The 15,228-nt window shown below is 43.2% G+C and carries 19 protein-coding genes and 4 pseudogenes; 8 read left to right on the top strand and 15 right to left on the bottom strand.

What is annotated here, in order from left to right; translation table 11 throughout:
* Window positions 1-129: 129 nt before the first annotated feature.
* Window positions 130-1,221: a prephenate dehydrogenase gene (locus LI074_RS01790; RefSeq protein WP_025576901.1), complete on the top strand. Its 1,092-nt coding sequence runs from the start codon at window positions 130-132 to the stop codon at window positions 1,219-1,221.
* On the opposite strand, the pseudogene LI074_RS17700 reads toward LI074_RS01790, so the two are convergent.
* Window positions 1,187-1,330: pseudogene (locus tag LI074_RS17700) on the bottom strand (DUF6783 domain-containing protein). The gene LI074_RS01790 and the pseudogene LI074_RS17700 overlap by 35 nt on opposite strands.
* Between LI074_RS17700 and LI074_RS17695 the strand changes: the two are divergent.
* The 3 genes and pseudogenes from LI074_RS17695 to LI074_RS01780 form a co-directional block, all read left to right on the top strand.
* Window positions 1,289-1,399: pseudogene (locus LI074_RS17695) on the top strand (DUF6783 domain-containing protein); the annotation flags it as partial. The pseudogenes LI074_RS17700 and LI074_RS17695 overlap by 42 nt on opposite strands.
* Window positions 1,400-1,491: 92 nt before the next feature.
* The gene (gene aroA / locus LI074_RS01785; RefSeq protein ID WP_173696795.1) at window positions 1,492-2,766 is read left to right on the top strand and encodes a 3-phosphoshikimate 1-carboxyvinyltransferase; all 1,275 of its coding nucleotides are present in this window, start codon (window positions 1,492-1,494) and stop codon (window positions 2,764-2,766) included.
* A 453-nt stretch (window positions 2,767-3,219) separates the two neighbouring features.
* A complete protein-coding gene (locus tag LI074_RS01780; RefSeq protein ID WP_173697740.1) occupies window positions 3,220-4,209 on the top strand; it encodes a 2-hydroxyacid dehydrogenase in 990 nt (329 codons plus the stop codon).
* A gap of 63 nt (window positions 4,210-4,272) precedes the next feature.
* Here the strand turns inward: LI074_RS01780 and LI074_RS01775 are convergent, their stop codons facing one another.
* Together LI074_RS01775 and LI074_RS01770 are read right to left on the bottom strand one after the other, a co-directional pair.
* Complete coding sequence (locus LI074_RS01775) at window positions 4,273-4,650, bottom strand: hypothetical protein (RefSeq protein ID WP_020993787.1); 378 nt, start codon at window positions 4,648-4,650, stop codon at window positions 4,273-4,275.
* A 60-nt stretch (window positions 4,651-4,710) separates the two neighbouring features.
* Window positions 4,711-5,262, bottom strand: coding sequence for a flavodoxin family protein (locus LI074_RS01770; RefSeq protein ID WP_025576904.1), 552 nt, complete (start codon window positions 5,260-5,262; stop codon window positions 4,711-4,713).
* A 126-nt stretch (window positions 5,263-5,388) separates the two neighbouring features.
* Between LI074_RS01770 and LI074_RS18085 the strand changes: the two genes are divergently transcribed.
* The 3 genes from LI074_RS18085 to LI074_RS01765 all read left to right on the top strand — a co-directional run bounded on the left by LI074_RS18085 (window position 5,389) and on the right by LI074_RS01765 (window position 7,179).
* The gene (locus tag LI074_RS18085; RefSeq protein ID WP_319017442.1) at window positions 5,389-5,454 is read left to right on the top strand and encodes a DUF6783 domain-containing protein; all 66 of its coding nucleotides are present in this window, start codon (window positions 5,389-5,391) and stop codon (window positions 5,452-5,454) included.
* Window positions 5,455-5,460: 6 nt separating this feature from the next.
* A complete protein-coding gene (locus tag LI074_RS18080) occupies window positions 5,461-5,550 on the top strand; it encodes a DUF6783 domain-containing protein (protein ID WP_368221829.1) in 90 nt (29 codons plus the stop codon).
* Window positions 5,551-5,784: 234 nt separating this feature from the next.
* A complete protein-coding gene (locus LI074_RS01765; protein ID WP_173697739.1) occupies window positions 5,785-7,179 on the top strand; it encodes a CapA family protein in 1,395 nt (464 codons plus the stop codon).
* Between the two features lie 177 nt (window positions 7,180-7,356).
* Here LI074_RS01765 and queA read toward each other — a convergent pair whose 3' ends face one another.
* From queA to LI074_RS18075, 9 genes and pseudogenes are all read right to left on the bottom strand, one after another.
* Window positions 7,357-8,382 carry a tRNA preQ1(34) S-adenosylmethionine ribosyltransferase-isomerase QueA gene (gene queA, locus LI074_RS01760; protein ID WP_173697738.1) on the bottom strand — a complete coding sequence of 342 codons (1,026 nt, stop codon included), beginning with the start codon at window positions 8,380-8,382 and terminating at the stop codon, window positions 7,357-7,359.
* A complete protein-coding gene (trmD, locus tag LI074_RS01755; protein WP_173697737.1) occupies window positions 8,379-9,137 on the bottom strand; it encodes a tRNA (guanosine(37)-N1)-methyltransferase TrmD in 759 nt (252 codons plus the stop codon). The genes queA and trmD overlap by 4 nt, the downstream gene beginning before the upstream one ends.
* Window positions 9,138-9,641, bottom strand: a complete 504-nt coding sequence (rimM, locus tag LI074_RS01750) for a ribosome maturation factor RimM (RefSeq protein ID WP_008704681.1) — start codon at window positions 9,639-9,641, stop codon at window positions 9,138-9,140.
* 144 nt (window positions 9,642-9,785) lie between these two features.
* Complete coding sequence (locus LI074_RS01745; RefSeq protein WP_008704683.1) at window positions 9,786-10,016, bottom strand: KH domain-containing protein; 231 nt, start codon at window positions 10,014-10,016, stop codon at window positions 9,786-9,788.
* A gap of 64 nt (window positions 10,017-10,080) precedes the next feature.
* On the bottom strand, window positions 10,081-10,326 hold the full coding sequence (rpsP, locus tag LI074_RS01740) for a 30S ribosomal protein S16 (protein ID WP_008704685.1): 246 nt from the start codon (window positions 10,324-10,326) through the stop codon (window positions 10,081-10,083).
* Window positions 10,327-10,439: 113 nt separating this feature from the next.
* Window positions 10,440-11,795 (bottom strand): signal recognition particle protein, encoded by a 1,356-nt coding sequence (gene ffh / locus LI074_RS01735; protein WP_008704686.1) that lies wholly within the window; start codon window positions 11,793-11,795, stop codon window positions 10,440-10,442.
* 3 nt (window positions 11,796-11,798) lie between these two features.
* Window positions 11,799-12,122: a YlxM family DNA-binding protein gene (gene ylxM / locus LI074_RS01730; RefSeq protein ID WP_008704687.1), complete on the bottom strand. Its 324-nt coding sequence runs from the start codon at window positions 12,120-12,122 to the stop codon at window positions 11,799-11,801.
* Window positions 12,123-12,193: 71 nt separating this feature from the next.
* Entirely contained in the window at window positions 12,194-12,361 is a 168-nt protein-coding gene (locus LI074_RS01725; RefSeq protein ID WP_172730309.1) for a hypothetical protein, read from the bottom strand.
* A 158-nt stretch (window positions 12,362-12,519) separates the two neighbouring features.
* Window positions 12,520-12,576: pseudogene (locus LI074_RS18075) on the bottom strand (DUF6783 domain-containing protein); the annotation flags it as partial.
* Window positions 12,577-12,591: 15 nt separating this feature from the next.
* On the opposite strand from LI074_RS18075, the gene LI074_RS18070 reads away from it, so the two are divergent.
* A complete protein-coding gene (locus tag LI074_RS18070) occupies window positions 12,592-12,687 on the top strand; it encodes a hypothetical protein (RefSeq protein WP_334298479.1) in 96 nt (31 codons plus the stop codon).
* A gap of 123 nt (window positions 12,688-12,810) precedes the next feature.
* On the opposite strand, the gene LI074_RS01720 is transcribed toward LI074_RS18070, so the two are convergent.
* The 3 genes and pseudogenes from LI074_RS01720 to LI074_RS01710 form a co-directional block, all read right to left on the bottom strand.
* Complete coding sequence (locus LI074_RS01720; RefSeq protein ID WP_243278814.1) at window positions 12,811-13,110, bottom strand: hypothetical protein; 300 nt, start codon at window positions 13,108-13,110, stop codon at window positions 12,811-12,813.
* A 260-nt stretch (window positions 13,111-13,370) separates the two neighbouring features.
* Window positions 13,371-13,475, bottom strand: a pseudogene (locus LI074_RS18065) (metal-dependent transcriptional regulator); the annotation flags it as partial.
* 10 nt (window positions 13,476-13,485) lie between these two features.
* Complete coding sequence (locus LI074_RS01710; RefSeq protein WP_025576908.1) at window positions 13,486-15,222, bottom strand: ABC transporter ATP-binding protein; 1,737 nt, start codon at window positions 15,220-15,222, stop codon at window positions 13,486-13,488.
* Window positions 15,223-15,228 lie beyond the last annotated feature (6 nt).

Here is a 15,228-nt window from a genome sequence, read left to right as displayed (position 1 = left end):
TGTATAAAAGTGCCGTATGAATTGACTTTTCAAATCATATCCTTTAAAATAGTAAATTATGAAATCATGTAACTGTTCCGTATTTTCACAGTTACGAATAATGTTACCTGAAAGGATGCAAAAACCACTATGAAAACTATCGGTTTTATCGGTCTCGGACTGATTGGCGGATCAATTGCCAAGGCCATCCGAAAATACCATGAAGACTACCGACTTCTTGCTTATGATCAGGATCGGGAAACACTTGCTGCAGCAGTAAGCAGCAATATGATCGATGCTGTATGTGAAGAACATGATGAACGTTTCAGGAGCTGTGATTATATTTTCCTGTGTGCTCCTGTAGAATTTAATGTAAAATATCTTGAATATTTCAAAGACAATATCGGTCCTGACACGATCCTCACAGATGTTGGAAGTGTCAAGGGCATTATCCATAAAGAAGTAGAACGTCTTGGAATGGAATCCCGTTTTATCGGAGGTCATCCAATGGCCGGTTCTGAGAAGACCGGATTCGAAGCTTCCAGTGACCGTCTGATTGAGAATGCTTACTATATTATTACTCCGGGCGGTGAAGTTGCACTGGAACGCCTGACAGATTTCACAGAGATGATTTCTTCCCTTGGTGCGATCCCGATGGTCCTTACAAGTGAAGAACACGATTTCATCACTGCCGGAGTCAGCCATCTGCCTCATATTATTGCTTCTGCACTGGTAAATCTTGTCAATATGCTGGACAGTGATCAGGAATACATGAAAACGATTGCAGCCGGAGGTTTCCGTGATATCACACGTATTGCTTCTTCTTCTCCAATTATGTGGGAGCAGATCTGTGTGGAAAATAATCAGAATATCTCCAATGTTCTGGATGACTACATCCGCCTGCTGGTTCAGATCAAATGTTTTGTGGATAACAAGGACTCCAGGAGTCTGTATCAGATGTTTGCAAGTTCCAGGGATTACCGTGATTCTATTGATGTGGTAGACAATGGTCTGCTGAAAAAAGCTTATGTCCTGTATCTTGATATTGCGGATGAGGCCGGCGGTATTGCTACGATTGCCACTATCCTTGCGATGGAGAAGATTAGCATTAAAAATATCGGTATCATTCACAACCGTGAATTCGAGGAAGGTGTCCTTAAAATTGAATTCTACGACGGAATCTCTATGGAAAAGGGTGCCGCACTCCTTAAAAAAAGAAATTATATTGTCTACGAACGCTAGAGCGTATCTGAAAAATCATTCCCGCAATCTGCACGCCCCACTTTGCAGGATATTTCACCCGAATTCAGTTGCCGTAGCCCGCTACGGCGCCCTCATCCGGGCAAAATATCCCACAAATTGTGACGCACATCTTGCAGAAAGCCTTTTTCAGACACGCTCTAAACAGATCACCCTTTGACATTCATTTCAAAAATATTTTGTCAAAAGCAGATTGCTATAAATAGCTGCAGGGAAATACAGAAATATTATAAAAACAGGCAGGAATCAAACATGGAAATAAAAAAACAGACAAACCTCAGAGGAGAACTCACTGTACCCGGAGATAAATCCATTTCTCATCGTGCAGTCATGTTCGGTTCTCTTGCACAGGGTACTACAAAGATCACACATTTTCTTGAGGGAGCTGACTGTCTCTCTACTATCTCCTGTTTCCGGAAAATGGGAATCGATATTGAAAGAAATGCTTCCGAAATCCTCGTTCATGGAAAGGGACTTCACGGACTCAGTGCTCCGTCTGAAACTCTGGATGTAGGAAACAGCGGGACTACCACAAGACTGATCTCCGGAATTCTGGCAGGACAGTCTTTTACCAGCGAATTAAACGGCGACGCTTCCATTCAGTCCCGTCCAATGAAAAGGATTATGACTCCTCTTCTGTCTATGGGCGCTGATATCGTGAGTCTTAGAGGCAATGGATGCGCACCTTTGCGTATTACAGGAAAGCCTTTACATGCCGCTCATTATCAGTCACCGGTTGCTTCCGCACAGGTAAAATCCTGCGTGCTTCTGGCTGGTATGTATGCAGATGGGATCACCAGCGTTACTGAGCCGGTACTTTCCAGAAATCATACAGAAATCATGCTGAATTATTTCGGCGCAAATGTGACTTCCCAGGGAACAACTGCTTCTATTGAACCGGAGCCTGTACTGAACGGACGCGAGATTAAAGTTCCCGGAGATATTTCTTCTGCTGCTTACTTTATCGCAGCAGGGCTTCTTACTCCCGGAAGTGAGATTCTTCTTAAAAATGTAGGCATTAATCCAACCAGAGACGGAATGCTTCGTGTATGCAAGGCTATGGGGGCTGATATTACTCTGCTGAATGCAAGTACAGAGGGTGAGCCTACCGCTGACCTGCTGATCCGCACAAGCAGTCTTCACGGAACCACTGTTGAAGGTGAGATCATCCCCACACTGATCGATGAAATCCCGATGATCGCTGTAATGGCAGCTTTTGCAGAGGGGACTACTGTTATCAGGGACGCACAGGAGCTGAAGGTAAAAGAATCCGACCGTATCGCAGTGGTAACAGAAGGGCTGAAACGCATGGGAACTGATATTCAGCCGACTGATGACGGAATGATCATCCATGGAGGAAAGCCACTTCATGGTGCCGAGATCAATTCTTATCTTGATCACCGTATTGCCATGTCCTTTGCTGTTGCAGGTACAATTTGTGACGGTACACTTACTATCAAAGATGGGGACTGCGTTAAAATTTCCTATCCGGAATTCTATGAAGATCTGTACTCTCTCGGAAAATAGCAACTGTCATTTATAATTATGCTGCTGTCAACATATCATTTTTTTATGTTTGTTGACAGCAGCATAATTTTTACTGTTCACCTGTAATATCCCGCAAGATGTTTTTTATCCTGCATATCTTTTGTCTTTCTGTACATACTTTTCATAACAAAGCATAATTTGCAATTCCTGTTTAAAGTATCTTCATACTCTCTCAGATTGTATTTTTATAGATACTTGAGAAATTTTATCCAAAATAGCCTTTTCTTTTTCCGATAAATCGGTTATAATGTGAATCGTCAGAAGATTGTTATTATTTTAACATTATTCGATTTGTTTTACTATAGCAGGATTTCACACTCTGATGGTCTGGATTAAGATGCATTATTTATGAGGATTGCTATAAACACTGATATTATAATTTTCACGGTGCGTATACCATACAGGTATACAGCCAGAGAGGAGCTAACATTTATGAAAATCTTATTTTACGGCACAAAAAACTACGACGAAGAATTTTTCGAGAAGCTTCTTCCTTCCTATCCGGGAATTACAATTAAATTTACTGAAGCAAATATTCACGAAGAAACTGCTTCCCTTGCAAAAGGATATGAGGCAATCTGCGCTTTTGTAAACGCTGATCTGAGCACTCCTGTTATCGAAGAGCTGAATGCTCAGGGTGTAAAACTGATCCTTATGCGCTGCGCAGGATATAACAATGTAGATCTGGAAACTGCTCACAAATTCGGAATGAAGGTTCTGCGTGTTCCGGGATATTCTCCGGAAGCTGTGGCTGAGCATGCAATGGCACTTGCGCTGACAGCAAACCGCCACACACATAAAGCATACATCAAATGCCGCGAAAACAACTTCTCTTTAAGCGGTCTGATGGGACTTAATTTCTATCAGAAAACTGCCGGAATCATTGGTACCGGAAAAATTGGCCAGGCAATGGCAAAAATCTGCAAAGGTTTTGGTATGAGAGTTATCGCTTACGATCTTTTCCCGAATAAGAACCTGGATTATCTGGAATATGTATCTCTGGATGAGCTTCTGGCAACCAGTGATCTCATCAGTCTTCACTGCCCGCTTACAGAAGAAACCAAACACATCATCAATGAAGAAACTATCGCCAAAATGAAAGATGGTGTAATTCTTGTAAACACTTCCCGCGGCGGCCTGATCAAGACAGAGGACCTGATCTCCGGAATCCGTGATCATAAGTTCTTTGCAGTAGGACTGGATGTTTATGAAGAAGAAACTGATTTCGTATTCGAGGATATGTCCGAGCGTATTCTGCAGAGCTCCATTACCCAGCGCCTGCTCTCCTTCCCGAATGTAGTGATGACTTCTCATCAGGGATTCTTTACAAAAGAAGCACTGACTAACATTGCCGAGACTACTCTCGAAAATGCGAAAGCATTTATGGATGGGAACGAACTGAAGAACGAGGTTTTTTCCTGATAATTACAGAAATATGATCAGGGGGCTGTCGCAATAATAATTCCAGCGACAGCCCCCTTGTGATTATTTTTCAGTTTTCGTTTTAGTTTCTGATTTCGTTGTATCTGCAGAATCTGATGTTTCAGTTTTATCCGCAGATTTTTTTGCAGAAGAATCTGAAGTTTCTGCTTTATCTGTATTTTCCGTTTTATCTGTAGTTTCTGTTGCATCTGTAGTATCTGTAATGTCAGCGGTTTCTTCCTCAGGCTCATCGATCTGTTTCATATCCTCGTCAGAAGTATCTGCATCCATTTCATTCAGCTCTTCTTCTGTCAGCGGTTCAAGATCATCCTGATAAATTTCCTTATTTGTAATATCATCTTCTGACTTCTTCCCACATCCGGCAAGACCGATGGATGCCAGAAGCATTCCTGTAATCATAAAGTATTTTATTTTTTTCATTTTAATCATCCTTTCGTCTGTTCCACATAACACAAATGGTGTTTCATTTTCAGATAATATTTATTCTGCTGTTCTCAATCTGCCTGCCAGATCTTTTATTTCCTGTATGATATCTTCTCTGTCTCTGACCGGCACTTTGTCTGTACGGTTCACATATACAGTCCCCAGACTGTCACAGCTCATCTGACGAAGCAGCATCTCTGCCGTACTTTCCGCTTTTTCTCTGGGTCCGATACTTCCTGCTGTCAGCAGAACTGCTCCTGTTTTCTTCTTAGGAACAGGTTCTTCTTTACGGATATATCTTGCACTGAAATAGGTCTGCAGTCTGCTCATCACAGCAAGAAGCATTCCCGTAACCTCCTCAAAATATACAGGAGATGCCATAATAATATGGTCACATTCTTCAATGTACGAAAGAACCTCCTGCCATTCATCTTTGACTGCGCATCCTGCATGGTCAAAACACCATCTGCAGTCTATACAGGGTCGGATATCTGCCCTATAGGCATTAACCACCTTAAAATCCCCTCCAAGATTTTCCTGCAGAGTCCGGATCATATATGCAGTTTCACCGTTCTTTCGCGGTGAACCGTTGAATATCAATGTTTTCATCTTTATTTTTCCTCATATTCTTTCCTGAGAAGTGCTATCTCACGTACCCATCTCTCATTATCTTTGAGCGCTTTCAGAGCATGTTTCATACGCTTTAGAGCGTGTCTGAAAAAGGCTTTCTGCAAGATGTGCGTCACAATTTGTGGGATATTTTGCCCGAATGAGGGCGCCGTAGCGGGCTACGGCAACTGAATTCGGGTGAAATATCCCGCAAAGTGGGGCGTGCAGATTGCGGGAATGATTTTTCAGACACGCTCTAGGATAACACATCTCATTCTTTGTCTGTAATATTTATGTAACCTTTTGTCATGGTATTATAACAAAAATACGGTTTTATGAAAAGACTTATTTCTTGACGATTCTGTGAATCCTCTATATACTTTGAATATGTCCTATAGCAATTACGATTTATTTTTTGTTAATTCTGATCATCTGTTCAGATATTTTAACTGCCCAGTCTCTTTAATATTTTTTTAATACTATATCTCTAATCTATTATAAACGAAAGCGAGAACTATACATATGAGCCTACAATCCAACAAGCGAAGCCAGACGAAATCTTCTTCTGCACGCAGGAAAGACATCTACAAAAAATCAAAATACTATCAGGAAAAAAGGCAAAAATTGCTGATTGCAACAGGTATCGGTATCTTTGTTCTGGTTTTTATATTTATTCTGGCAGGTATCCGCGGATGCAGCAACTATATGAGTTCCAGACAGGCAGCAGCCAAAAAAACTGTTTCCATGAACGCTTCTGAGGACAACAGCCAAAAAGCATCCTCAGATTCTCAGAACACGGATTCCTCCAATGCTACAGTATCTTCTCCTGTTTCTCTGACACTCAGCGTTGTCGGTGACTGCACTCTTGGCACAGATGAAACTTTTGATTATGATACCAGCTTAAATGTTTATTATGAAAATTACGGTGCAGATTATTTCCTGCAGAATGTAAAAGATATTTTTTCCGCAGATGATCTGACTATTGCAAATTTTGAGGGAACACTCACCGATTCTGATGAACGGGAGGACAAAACATTTGCGTTTAAAGCACCCGCATCCTATGCCTCTATTCTGACAGGCGGATCTGTAGAAGCCGTAAATACCGCTAACAATCACAGTCATGATTACGGTGATCAGAGTTTCAATGATACTCTGGCAGCACTGGATGATGCAGGAATCGTTCATTTCGGATATGATGAAACTGCTGTTATGGATGTAAAGGGAATCAAAGTAGGATTAGTCGGTATCTATGAACTGTACGACCATCTTGAGCGCGAGCAGCAGTTAAAAGACAATATTGCAAAAGTAAAGGCAGACGGGGCACAGCTGATCGTAGTGATCTTCCACTGGGGTAATGAAACGGAAACCGTTCCGGACAGCAACCAGACAACACTTGGACGCATCGCGATCGATGAAGGCGCTGATCTTGTATGCGGACATCATCCGCATGTACTTCAGGGTATTGAAACTTATAAAGGCAGGAATATTGTATACAGCCTCGGAAACTTCTGCTTCGGCGGCAACAGTTCTCCAAGTGATATGGATACCATGATCTACCAGCAGACCTTTACTATTGATGCCGATGGGGTAAAAAAAGACAACGTGACCAATATCATTCCCTGCTCCATTTCTTCTGCTGCCTATGATGGATATAATAATTATCAGCCAACTCCGGCAAAAGGTGATGAGGCAACAAGAATCCTTGGAAAAATCAATGAGCGGAGTTCCTGGATTTCTACTGCAGAAGGCAGTACTTTTACTGCAAAATATAACAGTAATAATGACTCCCAGAGCAGTTCTGCAGATACAGCTGCTTCAGATAGCGATATCGTTGATATGAACAGTTCAGCTTCAGATGACACAGACGCAGAGACATACGACGAATCCTATGATACTGATAATTCGGACGCCGAATAAATAGAGCCTTCATTCATCCAAAATCACATCAATACTTCAAAAGAACTGAAAAATCCAGTTAAGGACTTCTCAGCTCTTTTTTATATTTTTACTATGCTTTTATCAGGCAGATAAAAGCATCCTCTTCGCTACTTGCTCATAACCAGATAATTGATTGATATAATTATTTGGGTGACATTATATGATAATCATAGCATCTCCAAAAGAGAAAAATCTGTACTTTTCCTGCACTGCAGTCTCATAGGCATGCATGATATTCTCCTTGCCTGCCAGCGCAGACACCAACATCACAAGTGTGGATTCCGGCAGGTGGAAGTTTGTGATCAGGGCATCGATCATTTTGAAATGATAGCCCGGATAGATAAAGATTTCTGTCCATCCGCTTCCGGATTTCAGAATTCCATCTTCTCCTGTTGCAGATTCCAGTGTTCTGCAGCTTGTGGTTCCTACTGCTATTACACGTTTACCTGCCTTCTTTGTGTCATTGATCAGCTTTGCCTGATCCTCCTCTACTATGTAGAATTCGGAATGCATATGGTGGCTTTCCACGTCATCTACTTTGACAGGGCGGAAAGTTCCGAGACCTACATGAAGAGTCACATGAGCGATATTGACACCTTTTTCCTTTACTTTTTCAAGAAGCTCTTTAGTAAAGTGCAATCCTGCTGTCGGTGCTGCTGCGGAGCCTTCGTTCTTTGCATAAACTGTCTGATAACGGTTCTTATCTTTCAGTTTATGTGTAATATAAGGCGGCAGAGGCATTTCGCCAAGCTGATCCAGGATTTCTTCAAAGATTCCTTCATAATGGAACTGGATCAGACGGTTTCCCTCGTCCACCACATCAATGATCTCACCTTTTAAAATACCATTTCCAAATGTGATCTTAGCACCCGGGTGTGCCTTCTTTCCGGGTTTTACCAGACACTCCCAGATATCATTCTCTCTTCGCTTCAGAAGCAGGATCTCGATCAGTGCTCCTGTCTCTTCTTTATGTCCGTATAACCGGGCAGGGATTACCTTTGTATCGTTGATGACCAGGCAGTCTCCCTCTTCCAGATAATCCAGAACATCTGTAAAATGGCGATGCTCAATGCTGCCATCTTTTAAAGACAGATGCATCAGTCTGGATGAACTTCTGTCCTCCAGAGGATCCTGAGCGATCAGTTCCTGAGGAAGGTCATAATAAAAATCTGATGTTTTCATTTTATCTGCTCCTCTTCTTCCTTCCACTGTTTCCTTAACTGGCGCACATAGTTCCATTCTTTGTTTGTCAGATCAGCTTTCTTAAGAAGATCCGGGCGTCTTTTTGCCGTGCGGTAAATTGACTGCTCTCTGCGCCACTTTTCTATGTTTGCATGATGACCGGACATAAGAACCTCCGGTACCTTTTTGCCATGCCACTCTTCCGGACGGCTGTACTGCGGATACTCCAGAAGGTTTCCTGCAAAGGATTCTGTCTCACCGGACTCCTGATTGTTCAGTACACCCGGAACCATTCTTGAAATGGAATCCATCATGACCATTGCAGGAAGTTCGCCGCCTGTAAGCACGTAATCTCCGATAGATACGTAATCTGTGACGATTTCCTCCAGAACACGCTCATCAATTCCCTCATAGTGTCCACAAAGGAATACCAGATTCTCTTCCTGCGCCATTTCTCTGGCCATAGCCTGGTTAAATACCTGCCCCTGAGGAGTCAGATATACAACTCTTGGCTTTTTTGCCGTACGGTTTGCAATCGCCTCATAAGCAAGGTAAACCGGTTCTGCCTGCATCAGCATTCCGGCACCGCCGCCATAGGTATAATCATCCACTTTCTGGTGCTTATTGAATGCATAATCACGAATGTTCACTGCCTCCAGTGTGAGGAGACCTTTTGTGATCGCACGTCCGGTAATGCTGGTATTCATGCCATTTTCAATCATCTCCGGAAACAGGGTTAAAACATGAAAATTCATTTATATTAATCCTTTCATCAGATGAATGGTCATTACATTCTTCTCCACATCCACATCAAGGATACATTCCCTGATAGCAGGGAGCAGAATTTCTTCGCCTTTGGCATCCTCTACTACATAGACATCATTAGCGCCTGTTTCCATTACATCTTTCAGAGTTCCAAATTTGCTTCCGTCTTCGAGAACTACATCCATACCGATCAGGTCTGCAATGTAATATTCATCTTCTTCCAGCTCCTGCGCTTCTTCTCTCGGGATCCAGAGTTCTCTTTTTTTATACATCTCTATATCATTAATATTATCAATTCCCCTGAATTTCAGGATTACAAGGTTCTTGAAATACTTAACATTCTCTATTTCAAGCTTTCTTTTCTCTCTGCCTGTGTCAAGCAGAACATATTCCAGATCCAGAAATCTGTCTGCATCTGTGGTAGGATATACTTTTACTTCCCCGCGTATTCCGTGTGTCGTAGTGATCACACCAACTTTTAATAAATCTTCCATCTGCTGACTCCTATAATTTTCATATCATACGTCATTTGCATTCTGCTTTTATGCCTGCTCACAGCGAATGCTGATCCATATTCCAAATCCGCTTAAACCCAAATCAGGAGCCATGGGATGTTCCACAGCTCCTGACCCTTATTTTCATTGCAGAATATCTACAATCACTTTTTTGCTGCTTTTTGAAGAAGCTGCTTTTACCACAGTTCGGATCGCTTTCGCAATTCTTCCCTGCCGTCCGATAACCTTGCCCATGTCAGCAGGTCCGACTTTCAGTTCAACGATGATTGCGTCTTCCTTTTCTGTCTCAGTAACAACTACTTCATCCGGATTTTCAACAAGAGATTTTGCAATTACTTCCACTAATTCTTTCATTACATACCTCCCTGACCCGTCCCCTACGGACGCTGCAGAAATACCTTATCCTGGTATATCTGAATTATTTTTCAATTCCGGCATCTTTGAGGATTTTTGCTACAACATCTGTAGGCTGAGCTCCTGCTGCAAGCCATTTTTTAGCTGCTTCTTCATCAACTGTTACAGCGCTTGGCTCAAGGTTTGGATCGTATGTGCCGATTTCTTCGATACATCTTCCATCACGTTTGCAACGGGAATCTGCAACTACGATTCTATAAAAAGGTGCTTTCTTCTGTCCCATTCTTCTTAATCTGATTTTAACTGCCATTGTTTCTTTTCCTCCATTAAATAAAATATATTGTTTTCTTATGTTATATTACTGTTCAGCTATGAAACAGTAACTTTTATGTCAAAGCGTTATCCGCTTCGCTAACTTCTCAATTACAGTCCGAACGGAAGTTTAAATCCACCGCCGCGCTTACCGGCTTTTCCGCCCATAAGACCAGGCATCTGTTTCATCATCTTCTTGCTCTGCTCAAACTGTTTCACCAGACGGTTTACTTCAGAGACATCTACTCCTGCACCTCTGGCAATACGGTTCTTTCTGGAAATGTTCAGTATTGACGGATTGCTTCTCTCCTGAGGTGTCATGGAAAGGATAATTGACTTGGTTCTGTCCATGGCTTTCTCATCGATCATTCCCTCAATATCCTTCATCTTACCGCCCATACCCGGAAGCATATTCAGGATACTGCCGATACCGCCCATCTTGTTCATCTGTTCCATACTGGTAAGGTAATCGTTGAAGTCAAAGTCCATTTTCTTTAACTTCTTCTGCATGTCCTGCGCCTGTTCTTTATCGATGGAAGCTTCTGCTTTCTCGATCAGGCTCATGACATCACCCATACCAAGGATTCTGGAAGCCATACGTTCCGGATAGAACTGCTCCAGATCAGAAAGTTTCTCGCCCATACCTACATACAGAATAGGCTTACCGGTTACTGCCTTGATAGAAAGGGCTGCACCGCCTCGGGTATCACCATCCATCTTGGTAAGAATAACACCGTCGATTCCTACTTTATCAGCAAATGTGCTTGCCACATTTACCGCATCCTGTCCGGTCATCGCATCTACAATGAGGATGGTTGCATCTACCTGAATGTTCGCCTTGATATCTGCAAGTTCCTGCATCATATCTTCATCAACATGAAGACGACCGGCTGTATCGATAAGTACGACATTCTGCTGATTTGCCTTCGCATGCTCTATGGCTGCTTTCGCAATATCCACAGGCTTCTGCTTATCTCCCATGGAAAATACTTCCACGCCCTGTTTCTCGCCGTTGACCTGCAACTGTGTGATAGCCGCCGGACGGTAAACATCGCAGGCTACTAAAAGAGGTTTCTTACCTTTGGATTTCAGCTTACCTGCAAGCTTCGCAACTGTGGTGGTCTTACCTGCACCCTGCAGACCTGCCATCATGAACACTGTGATCTCATTTCCCGGGCGAAGAGGCAGATCTGTTGTCTCACTTCCCATTAATTTCACAAGTTCATCATTAACAATCTTGATCACCATCTGACCCGGATTCAGACCGCTCATAACGTCCTGTCCGATTGCCTGCTCCTGTACAGATTTAGTAAACTGCTTCACAACCTTAAAGTTTACGTCTGCCTCTAACAGAGCCATCTTTACTTCCTTAAGGGCAAGCTTAACGTCCTCCTCTGTCAGGCGGCCCTTGCTTCGCAACTTCTTAAATACATTCTGCAGTTTATCTGTCAAGCTTTCAAATGCCATATGTTATAACTCCTCTAAAATCTCATTGGAAATATTTACAATTTCATCGGAATGATATTCCCGGGCAAGTACACGGATCTGCTTTACCTGCGCCCGTATATTCAGGAATTTCTCTACAAGATGAAGCTTCTGTTCATACTCTTCAAGGGTCTTGTTGCATCTCTTGATCATATCATGCACACCCTGTCTGCTGATGCCCAGATCCTCTGCGACTTCACTCAGCGAGTAATCCTCCAGCACCACGCTCTCATAAACCTGCTGCTGTCTCTCTGTCAGAAGTTCTCCATAAAAATCATATAAATAACCTTGCTCTACAAACTTCTCCATCTGTAATCACCTTGACTATATTAACCTATTTACAATGTGCTGTCAAGCATTTTATCTTGACGAACTAAATTTTATCTTGTTTTGTCTTGTGTTATCCTGCGTAAAATCAACGCTTCTCTGATTTGCCATCTTTTTGTCTTACCAGGTTCATTCCAGACACGTCCAACAGAATTTGCAAATACAATGTCTGATACCTGCCTCCTGATGTTTCCGGAATCATCTACAAAAGGAATTGACATCGTAGGACCTGCATTCTATCATATTTTTATATACAGTGATATCAGAAAAAAAGCCACCAGAAAATTATATCTTCTGGCAGCTTCATTGTAATTCAGTATTTGCTAGAGTGTGTCTGAAAAATGCTTTCCGCAAGATGTATGTCACAATTTGTGGGAAATTTTGCCCGGATGAGGGCGCCGTAGCGGGCTACGGCAACTGAATTCGGGCAAAATATACCGCAAAGTGGGGCGTGCAGATTGCGGGAATGATTTTTCAGACACGCTCTAATGTGCGACTCTCATGCTCTCATCAATCCATTTCTGTACAATATCAACACCAATCTTAACGGCTTTAGCAATCTTATCGGCAGGTAAACTTTTTCTTTAAAAAGCAAAAATTTCTTTTCAGTCTTTTTGCTGTTTTTCTCTCGGTCTTCCATTCTTTTCCTGCTTTTTCCAGGCAATCTGCTTCATAATATGCATCTGCAATCGGAACTACCATAGCCAGATGGCAAAGCTGCCACATATACATATCTTTTACCTTGCTGATATGGTATATGGGAATGTTTTAATATCTTTGAAAACTGTTTCGCTCTTTCAGATGTATTTCCCGATATCTCTGCAAATGTTGTTGGCCGTATTAGCTTCGGTGTGAGTGCAGCATCCAATATTCCATCGTTTATGCTTCCACCTGCTCCTGGAAAAGCTGGAAAAACGTAAGCGTTGAATTTATCGTGAAAAAGTTCATCAAATAACACTTCCGCTTTCAATAATTCAAAACTGTTTCTGCCATACATTATTCGTTTTATAATTTTGATTTTATTTACACTACCTTCTGCAAGCCGTTATTATACGAATATATGATTCCGTTTTTTACAGCAGTTAAGTCCTTTTTTACACCGTTTATAAATGTTTGAAATTCAGAAATATCATATTTTTGTGCTGTATTGATCCATTCGTCTAATTTTGCAGCATTTTTTGAGAATATAATGTTACAAAAATCTTTGGTTAATGTATACAGCTCACTTAATACTTCCATATGTCGAGCGATGTCTACCGAGCGGACGCTTCCAAATTTTTTATAGAGAACCAAAATTGCTTCTACATAATCTTCTCCAGATGCATAAAGGTTCATAAGTCCTCCTTTACTGAGCCAGCTTCCAGCCGATGGCCTCCTGTCTGGCCGATACAAAATCGGCATACAGGCCCTTCTGCCGAATCAGCTCTGCATGAGTGCCGCGCTGGATAATGTGTGCATTGTCCAGTACAAGGATCTGATCGGCGTCGCGGACCGTTTTCAGACGGTGGGCAATCATGATAATGGTCTTGTCATGGGTCAATGCCTCGATAGCCCGCTGCAATTCATCCTCATTCTCCGGGTCAACGCTGCTTGTTGCCTCGTCCAAAATGATGATAGGTGCGTCCTTCAGCATGGCGCGGGCGATGGAAATCCGCTGTTTCTCGCCTCCGGACAAAGTGCCGCCGCCCTCGCCAATCACGGTGTCATAGCCATCTGGCAGGGCAGAAATAAAGTCATGACAGCAAGCCTTTTTCGCCGCTTCAACCACCTGCTCATGGGTAGTGTCCGGGCAGCCAAACTTGATATTGTTCTCAATCGTATCTGCAAAGAGGTACACGCTCTGGAACACCATCGAGATATTCTTCATCAGGCTGTCCAGCTTGAAATCCCGTACATCCGTACCGCCTATGGTAATCTTCCCGGCATTCACATCCCAAAAACGTGCAATCAGGTTGCACATCGTTGTCTTTCCTGCCCCGGAAGGGCCGACAATGGCCGTAGTCGTTTTTTCGGTAATGGTAAAGCTGACCTGATCTAATATCTTACGGTCTGCGTAGGAAAAATCCACCTTGTTAAACACGATCTCGCTGGACTTCGGCGTAATATCAGCGCCTTTCTCGTCCATTACCGGCGTGTCATCAATGGAGTTTGCCGTATCCATCGAGGCCGCCAGCATTTGCAGCAAAGAGGCCATATTCCCGGCGTTCTCCAAATCGTTGAACACCATGAAAGAAGCAATCACCAAAATCAGGCCGTAGGCCAGCGGCAGGGAGCCGTCCAGCCAGAACCAGACCGAGGCCAAAAGCAACAGGACGCTGAACACTCGGACAACAGCCTGTTTGATAGCGTCATAGGGAACGCTGGCCTTTGTCAATTTCAGGTTATCCCGGCAGCTCGCCTTAATTGCACTGCCGATAGACTGCGTGCTGTCCTGTTCCAGTCCAAATGCTTTGACAATCCCCATCCCCTGAATGTACTCCAACACAGACTCCACAAGGGACTCCTGTGTGTGCTGGCGTACCCCGCTGAGCGCGGCAGATTTGCGAAGCGCCAGTTCCGCCGCCGCAAGGTAAATCAGGACACCGGCAGCGGCCACAAGACCGATCCGCCAGTCAAATACCAACAGGACGATGACGAGGGCAACCGAGTTGAAAAAACCGCCCAGCACTGACACCAGGACACGGGCTGCTGAGTTCTCTACATCACCCAAAGTTGTTGTGACAATGGCGGTAATATTCCCGATACTATTCTTGTTGAAGTAGCCCATCGGGATGTAGCGCAGCCGATCTCCGATGTGGATACGCTTTTCCGCCACCATGCAATAGCCGGTTTCCGTCTGCTCCATCGTGGAAAAATAGGTCGTGATGATACGCCCAATGAGGGAAACGGCCATAATTCCCAGCGAAATGCAGATAAACTTTCCGTCCCGGTTGTCAGATACTACCGCGCCGATCACTACAAAGAGGGCGGCAAACTGCATGGCTGAAAACAGCCCGGACAGGAATGAGAATAACAGGGATTTTTTTAGAAGCCCCTTTTTGCTGCCTGCAAAAGCAAAGATTTTTTTCAATGTTCCATACATCTGACA

Source organism: Blautia sp. MSK18_10 (genome assembly GCF_020553185.1).
In the GTDB taxonomy this organism is placed as follows: Bacteria; Bacillota; Clostridia; order Lachnospirales; family Lachnospiraceae; genus Blautia_A; species Blautia_A wexlerae.
The sequence above is the reverse complement of the archived record's forward strand: the minus strand, read 5'-3'. Positions and strand labels throughout refer to the sequence as shown.

Excerpts from the sequence above, each read along its gene's own strand:
- LI074_RS01790 (WP_025576901.1), top strand. The coding sequence starts at position 130 with ATGAAAACTATCGGTTTTATCGGTCTCGGACTGATTGGCGGATCAATT.
- aroA (WP_173696795.1), top strand. The coding sequence starts at position 1,492 with ATGGAAATAAAAAAACAGACAAACCTCAGAGGAGAACTCACTGTACCC.
- LI074_RS01780 (WP_173697740.1), top strand. The coding sequence starts at position 3,220 with ATGAAAATCTTATTTTACGGCACAAAAAACTACGACGAAGAATTTTTC.
- LI074_RS01775 (WP_020993787.1), bottom strand. The coding sequence starts at position 4,650 with ATGAAAAAAATAAAATACTTTATGATTACAGGAATGCTTCTGGCATCC.
- LI074_RS01770 (WP_025576904.1), bottom strand. The coding sequence starts at position 5,262 with ATGAAAACATTGATATTCAACGGTTCACCGCGAAAGAACGGTGAAACT.
- LI074_RS01765 (WP_173697739.1), top strand. The coding sequence starts at position 5,785 with ATGAGCCTACAATCCAACAAGCGAAGCCAGACGAAATCTTCTTCTGCA.
- queA (WP_173697738.1), bottom strand. The coding sequence starts at position 8,382 with ATGAAAACATCAGATTTTTATTATGACCTTCCTCAGGAACTGATCGCT.
- trmD (WP_173697737.1), bottom strand. The coding sequence starts at position 9,137 with ATGAATTTTCATGTTTTAACCCTGTTTCCGGAGATGATTGAAAATGGC.
- rimM (WP_008704681.1), bottom strand. The coding sequence starts at position 9,641 with ATGGAAGATTTATTAAAAGTTGGTGTGATCACTACGACACACGGAATA.
- LI074_RS01745 (WP_008704683.1), bottom strand. The coding sequence starts at position 10,016 with ATGAAAGAATTAGTGGAAGTAATTGCAAAATCTCTTGTTGAAAATCCG.
- rpsP (WP_008704685.1), bottom strand. The coding sequence starts at position 10,326 with ATGGCAGTTAAAATCAGATTAAGAAGAATGGGACAGAAGAAAGCACCT.
- ffh (WP_008704686.1), bottom strand. The coding sequence starts at position 11,795 with ATGGCATTTGAAAGCTTGACAGATAAACTGCAGAATGTATTTAAGAAG.
- ylxM (WP_008704687.1), bottom strand. The coding sequence starts at position 12,122 with ATGGAGAAGTTTGTAGAGCAAGGTTATTTATATGATTTTTATGGAGAA.
- LI074_RS01725 (WP_172730309.1), bottom strand. The coding sequence starts at position 12,361 with ATGTCAATTCCTTTTGTAGATGATTCCGGAAACATCAGGAGGCAGGTA.
- LI074_RS01710 (WP_025576908.1), bottom strand. The coding sequence starts at position 15,222 with ATGTATGGAACATTGAAAAAAATCTTTGCTTTTGCAGGCAGCAAAAAG.